Origin of the sequence: Tomitella biformata AHU 1821, assembly GCF_000524475.1 — a bacterium.
In the GTDB taxonomy this organism is placed as follows: domain Bacteria; phylum Actinomycetota; class Actinomycetes; order Mycobacteriales; family Mycobacteriaceae; genus Tomitella; species Tomitella biformata.
The window spans coordinates 1-5,002 of sequence record NZ_BAVQ01000081.1 but is presented as its reverse complement, the minus strand read 5'-3'; the positions used below and the strand labels follow the sequence as shown (position 1 = coordinate 5,002).

The following is a 5,002-nucleotide window of genomic DNA, read 5'->3' as shown; positions in this document are numbered from 1 at the left end:
CCACGCATCGGCATAACTGAAACGTCGGCATAAACCTTATTATGCCGACGTCGGCATAATAAGGTCGTCACGTCATAAAGGATCAGGCTCAGGCCGCCGGTGTCAGCGGCGTGGTCGAAGCATTTGTCGGCGATGATGTCGCGGTAGCCGCTGGGGGTGATCATCGCCAGATGGCGTTGGATTGTCTTGTAGGACACCGGTTCTGCGCCCAGGTCGTCGAGGACACGCTGGGTGTCGGCCTTCGAGGTGGGCTCGATGATCCGGGCGATGACCAAGTCCCGGAACACGTCGTCGCCGACGATGTTGAAGCCGAGCTGGTCGTAGACCGCGCCAAGAACCTCGTAGATCAGGCGGGAGCTGGTTGCGCTGATTCGTCCCGGCGGCGCCAGCCCCGGGGCGGGCCGGGGTGCCGGTGGGAGCAGTTCGGGGTTTCGCCAGTCCGCGACGTCGTCGATGCGGTGGATCAGTTCGGGCACCTCGAGGTCGAGCATCGGCTGGTCGCCGCCGACGAAGGCGTGGGCCTGCGCGAGGAGGACGCCGAGTTCGGCGTCGGTGTGCGCGGATCCGAAATGCTTGATGATCTCGAGTTTGCCGTCGCGTTTCTCCGCGGCCTGGACGGCGACTGCGCCGGAGCCTGTTCGGGTCTTTCGGACGAACACCACGGCCTGGATACTACCGCCTTAGTATCCTTTTCCGCCCTACCAACGACGCGAACACGCAGGTCACAACATCGCCGGCCGATCTACTGACCGGTAATGTCCTAACTCAGGTCGGACCACCCACCGCAACGGCACCCGACCCAAGACCCTCGCCACCGCCAGCGGCGACATCGAGCTCGCGATCCCCAAGCGGCGGCAGCAGCGACACCGCCGTCGCCGTCGCCGTCGCCGAGTCTTGGGACAAACACCTGGCGCTTTGCAAGTTTTGGGACAGCATTCAGAGGCAAAGCTGAGACAGTCGAACCAAGGTTAGCCTTGCCACGCAAAAGCGCGTGGGTTGCCCCTAGCGGCTATCGCCTCGCCGGGCCGAGATCCGTTTCTCCCCGTCGCGACCGCCGGGGCTCGCCGAGGAAGTTACGAGGCGCCATCGGGGTAGCTCCCCGGCGGCACCTCACCATGCCCTCATGACAAACTTTCCTACATATCAGCTGAGACGGCTCATTCGAAGCGCAGGTCGGCGACGGACGGCGTCGTATCGGCGTCGTACACATGATCGAAGGATTGTTCGACCAGTGGCCACAGGTGCTGTTCTCCGTCGTACACGGAGTTCACGACGTCAGCCCCGTCACCAAAGACCACGAACTCGTGGGGGATGACTCGTCCCGCTGCGTCTCGTCGCCCCTCCGGGTCCGGGAATCGCACTGCGACCACTTGTCCGTTTCGGCGCCATGACGCAGGTTCGTCCGCGAGTTCGGCGAATGCACGCTCGTATTCTGGAAGCGGATCGCCCAGGCCTGCATCGAGCAGGAATCGAAAACCCCAGTTCCGGCCCCGAGTCGCCCAGATGAGGTGTGACCGAGACACCCCTCCCACAGTCACTTCTGCTTCCTGAGCACGTTGTCGGTCACCGCTTGGTCGAGGTCGATCTTGAACTGCGTAAGCATGGCCCGCAGGTACATGTGTTTCGCGCGCGCGCCCTCGTTCATCTCCCTGAGTTTCGGGCCGACAATCGTGATCGCAGCAACGAGAGCCGCGGGGAGAGTTTTGGCCATGAACTCAGCCTTCGGGTTGTTCTTAGTGACCATTCGCAGGAGCTTCTCGAAAGCTGGGAACTTGACACCAACCATGGCCGCTGCGATCACGTCTGCCCCGTCAGCGAGCGAGTCAACCACCTTCCGTGGAAGCTCCATCTTCCTCTCCCACAGGACCCGGCGCTCCAGCGGCAGAAGTGACGCGATGGGGAGCACCAGGTCAAGGCCGATGCGCTGTTTCAGGTCGATCTCGACGGGCTCTGCACTTTCTGCCTTGAGTTCGAACTTGGCCGACGAGAGGAGCATGAAATCCTCGCCGATGGACAACGCATCCGGCGTGACGATCATGTCCGCGATTTCCGAGCGAAGCCTCTCGATATCGTCAGTAGCCTTCAGAATGATGAGATCACGGAACGTGTTCACGTCCCAGTCGGGGAACAGATCAGCCTTGGACAGCGACAGGATCCAGATTCGAGGGAACTCGACCAGCGGCCCGTCATCGCCAAGGAGAGGGCCCCTGAGTCGGACCAAGGTCTGGCGGAAGTTGTGAAAGAGCGACTTGAGGTATCGCTCTTCCTCGCCGCGATGGTCAAGGAGTTTCTGCCCATCCACAAGGAGGAGGGCAACATCCGAACTGAGAAGGGTCCTGAAGGTGTCGATCCGGCGCAGGTTCTCTTCCTCGCTGCTGGGATCATCCTCGAACCAGTCACCCGGGTAGTCGTGCCATGCCAGACGCAACTCGTCGAATGGACGCTTCTCTTCCTCATCGCCTTCCCCGGCCTTGAGCTTGACCGAGAAGTCGTACGTGGTGTTCGTGAAGCGTGTTGTCATGGGTGCCTGTGCGCTGTCTCGCATACCGAGATAGTTCCGGTACAGGCCATTTCCCTGCCCGCCTTTGTCGGCAACGAGATCCCAGAGGTCGTTCTTGAAGGAGCCCTCCTGGGTGCGGCTGAGTATTTGATGCGTTGAGCGCCACCCGATCGTGCGGTTCAGCGCCACCGATCGTGCGGGAGAGCGCCGGTAGTTACCTGGCTGGGAGCCACCGACGCCCTCCACCGCGGATTACGCGTCAGCGAGTGCTGTGTGCTCGCGCATGTTGTAGCTACCGGTGTCGACCCACACTGTGTTGTGGATGATCCGGTCCATGATCGCGTCAGCGTGAACCCCAGAGCCAAGGCGCTGGTGCCAGTCCTTCTGCAGATACTGCGTGCAGAACACCGTCGAGGTCTCCCCATACCGGCGTTCCATCAACTCCAGCAGCATTCCCCGCATCGAATCAGTGGGCCGATCAAGGAGCCACTCATCGATCACCAGCAGCGTGAACGACGCGTACTTGCGCAGAAACTTCCCCGCACCACCAGGCTTGTCCTGCGCCGCGACCCACGCCTCCTCCAGATCAGGCATCCGCACGTAGTGCGCCCGGACCCGGTTCTCGCATGCCCGTTTCGCGAGAGCGCATCCCAGATACGACTTCCCCGATCCGGTGAACCCCTGGAAGACGACGTTCTGCTGACGGCCCACGAACGAACAGGAACCTAACTGGGCCAACACATTTCGGTTCAGACCACGCTCGTCGAGAAGATCAATCCGCCGCAGATCGGCGTTCGGATAACGCAGGCCCGCCCGCCGGATCAACCCGGTCACCTTCGAGTGTGTGAACGAGGAGTACGCGTCATCGACGATCAGCCGGACCCGCTCCTCGAACGGCAGGCCCATCGACAGCGTCTGGTCCTGCGCGTCGATCGCCTCCAGGATCTCGCCCGCGTTCATCTCCCGGAGCTTGCGGGTGGTCTCAGTGTCCAACCGGCTCATCGGGCACCTCCCGCATAGTAGGCGCCGCCACGGACATATCCGCCGACTTCATCCTCACCAGGCGGCGGGGCATGCAAGATCTTGTCTTGTCCGGTGTCCAAGATCGGCCGCAGGTGCGCATAGCGTGGGGACCTGATCGGCCCCCGCAACGCGACCTGGCAGGCCGCCTCCACCCGTGCCGGAGAGAACCTGCGCGTCAGCCGCAGGATCGCCAACGCCGGGTCCAGGCCCTGCTCCTCGATCTGCACGGACTCGAAGACCCGCTCGGTCACTGCCTGCGCGGCGGGGCCGATCCGGGCTGCCCACGCCGTGACCTTGGCCCGGTCCCACTCCTGCCATGCGCGGCCCTCGGGAAGGTGCTCGTCGTTGCTCTGATACTGGTTGACCGCGGTGGGCCCCAGCAGCAGGTGGCTGGTCAGGCGCTCATCGCCGCGGTAGATCTCCACCACCGTGCTGGTCACGCGCAGGTCCACCCGGACTCCGATATGGGCGATCGGCACGGAGTAGAAGTTCCGTGCCCACACCACATGCGCGTTCTTGTTGACCTTCCGCCCGTAGGCCCACGTGCTGATCTCGAATGCGGCCGCGGGCAATGCTGTGAGCAGCGGCGCCTCCTCTGCGGCGAAGACCGAGCCCCTGGTGCCCTCGCGTTTCTGGAACGGCTCTCGGTTGTAGGCGTCGACACGCTCACGGACCCGGATCCGCAGCTGCGCGAGGCTGGTGAACCTCTCATGCCGGAGCCCCGCGATTACCCAGGTCGCGATATGCGCGACCGTATTCTCCACTGACGCTTTGTCTTTGGGGTGGCGGACCCGGCCCGGCAGTACCGCGGCCGAGCAGTGCGCGGCCATCTCCCGGTAGGCGTCGTTGAGGACGATCTCGCCCTCGCGGGGGTGCGAGATGACCCCGGTCTTGAGGTTGTCGGGGACGATCCGGGGGACGGTGCCGCCGAAGAACTCGAACATCGCCACGTGCGCGCGCAGCCACGTTTCCTGCCTCATGTCCAGAGACACCTCGACGAATCCGTACCTGCTGAACGGCAGGCACGCGACGAACAAATACACCGTCGATGCCTCCCCGGTCACCGGGTCAGTCAGCGCCATCGTCGGCCCGGACCAGTCGACCTCGACGCTGCGGCCAGCCTTGTGGTTGACCCTCGAGGTCGCACCGGCCGCCGCCGTGTAGTCGCCGTAGAGGCGGCAGAACCGGTCGTAGCTCATCGCCGCCTGCCCCGACCGCGTGGTGGCGTCTTCGTACTCTTGGTGGAGCAGCTTCAGCGTCACCCCGACCTTGGCCAACTCCTTATGGACCTCGGGCCAGTCGGGCGCGGCGAACACGCTCTCTCGTATCCCGCGGCCGGGGAACAGCGCCTCGTACACGTCGGTGTCGGGCATGTCGGCGACGTCGTCCCAGCCCAGATGCTGCTGTGAACTGCCCCAGGTTTTGTGCCGCATCCTTGTGAGTTGAAAGGATGCAAACATGCCCAAGAAGATCGAGCCC

The 5,002-nt window shown here is 63.5% G+C and carries 3 protein-coding genes and 2 pseudogenes; all 5 read right to left on the bottom strand.

Annotated elements, in window-relative coordinates:
* Positions 1-662 (bottom strand): annotated as a pseudogene (locus tag TBIF_RS19955) (IS1634 family transposase); the annotation flags it as partial.
* A 495-nt stretch (positions 663-1,157) separates the two neighbouring features.
* The gene (locus TBIF_RS26355; protein WP_235174895.1) at positions 1,158-1,370 is read right to left on the bottom strand and encodes a hypothetical protein; all 213 of its coding nucleotides are present in this window, start codon (positions 1,368-1,370) and stop codon (positions 1,158-1,160) included.
* A gap of 164 nt (positions 1,371-1,534) precedes the next feature.
* The gene (locus TBIF_RS19945) at positions 1,535-2,689 is read right to left on the bottom strand and encodes a hypothetical protein (protein ID WP_024796507.1); all 1,155 of its coding nucleotides are present in this window, start codon (positions 2,687-2,689) and stop codon (positions 1,535-1,537) included.
* Positions 2,690-2,752: 63 nt separating this feature from the next.
* Positions 2,753-3,502 (bottom strand): ATP-binding protein, encoded by a 750-nt coding sequence (locus tag TBIF_RS19940; RefSeq protein WP_024796506.1) that lies wholly within the window; start codon positions 3,500-3,502, stop codon positions 2,753-2,755.
* Positions 3,499-4,935: pseudogene (gene istA / locus TBIF_RS24055) on the bottom strand (IS21 family transposase); the annotation flags it as partial. The pseudogene istA and the gene TBIF_RS19940, both read right to left, overlap by 4 nt.
* Between the last annotated feature and the right edge of the window lie 67 nt (positions 4,936-5,002).

Excerpts from the sequence above, each read along its gene's own strand:
- TBIF_RS19940 (WP_024796506.1), bottom strand. The coding sequence starts at position 3,502 with ATGAGCCGGTTGGACACTGAGACCACCCGCAAGCTCCGGGAGATGAAC.